The sequence below is a fragment of the Sphingobium sp. YR768 genome, from assembly GCF_900111125.1.
In the GTDB taxonomy this organism is placed as follows: Bacteria; Pseudomonadota; Alphaproteobacteria; order Sphingomonadales; family Sphingomonadaceae; genus Sphingobium.
Map to the genome: position 1 here is coordinate 1 of NZ_FOGE01000081.1, position 1,235 is coordinate 1,235.

Below are 1,235 nucleotides of genomic sequence, written 5' to 3' on the forward strand. Positions count from 1 at the left end.
CGCCCATTGGGCGTCCGTCAGTACAAAACGATCCATACAAAGCCTGAATCACATCTGACGATAAATGGAAATCCTAAATCCCCACAAGCCTTAGAGCATCGCGCCTTTAATCGGACGCATAGCCTGCGGCTTTGAGGAAGTTCCAGCATTCGTCTGGGGTATAGAGATCGCAGATATTGCCGATGGCCTGCCATAGGGCGTCGATGGATCTGGCGCCTGTGCGGCGAAGGTGGGCCTTGAGTTTGGAGAAGGCCATTTCGATCGGGTTGAGATCGGGACTATAGGGCGGTGTGAAAAGGAACCATGCGCCCCGCGCCTCGAGGATAGGTTTTGCTTTTTCGCTTTTGTGACTGGAGAGATTGTCGAGGATGACGACATCGCCCGGCTTGAGGGTCGGGGCGAGTTGGGTTTCGACATAAGTTTCGAAGGTCGTGCGGTTCATCGGGCAGTCGATGACCCATGGCGCAGTCAGTCCGTCACAGCGCAGGGCTGCGATGAAGGTCTGGGTTTTCCAGTGGCCAAAGGGCGCCCGTGCCTTGAGGCGCTGGTCACGGCGTGCCCGTCCCCGCAATCTTGTCATCTTCGTCGTGGTTGCCGTCTCGTCGATGAAGACCAGCCGATGCGGCTCCTTACGCAAGCTTGGCTGCCGATACACACGCCAGGTCCCACGCGCCTGGGCAACATCATCGCGTCCGCACTCCGACGCCAGCAGCGTTTTTTTTGAAGCTGTAGCCCGCCTTGAGCAGCGCACGCGAAAGAGAGGCGGGATGGGCGCGAACGCCGGTCGCTGCAACAAGTCGCGCCGACAATTCCGGCATGGTGACGTCTGGCTCGGCATCCACCCATCTCATCAAGGCGCCCATATGCGGCGCCAACTTGCCATAACCGGGCGGACGCCCTTGCCGGGCAGGCGCCGCTGATCGCGTTGTCGCCACGCGCTGCGCCAGCTTCACCGCGCAACTGGGGCTCACCCCAAAATGACGAGATGCTGAGCGACGCGATTGCCCAGATGCAATGTGATCGGCAATCCGGTCCCGAAGATCGGCTGAATAGGATTTGCCCATGATCCACCTCCAATGACGGTCAATCACATCCTTGCGCATCTGGAAATCCCCAGATTCCTATTTCAGGCTCGATGATCTAGAGCATAATCCGATCTGACGGAATCGCAGGGATTCCCTTGAGCCAGGAAATCTGATTCAACATAGCAGCTGGACGAGGAGGCCGGCCTGGCA

1 protein-coding gene is annotated in these 1,235 nt (G+C 58.5%); it reads right to left on the bottom strand.

Annotated elements, in window-relative coordinates:
• Nucleotides 1–106 precede the first annotated feature (106 nt).
• Nucleotides 107–1,064, bottom strand: a protein-coding gene (locus BMX92_RS26710) for an IS630 family transposase (RefSeq protein WP_093022781.1) whose coding sequence is annotated in 2 segments (ribosomal slippage) — nt 107–743 and nt 742–1,064 — 960 coding nt in all. Because the reading frame shifts where the segments join, the coding sequence is not laid out codon by codon here.
• Between the last annotated feature and the right edge of the window lie 171 nt (nt 1,065–1,235).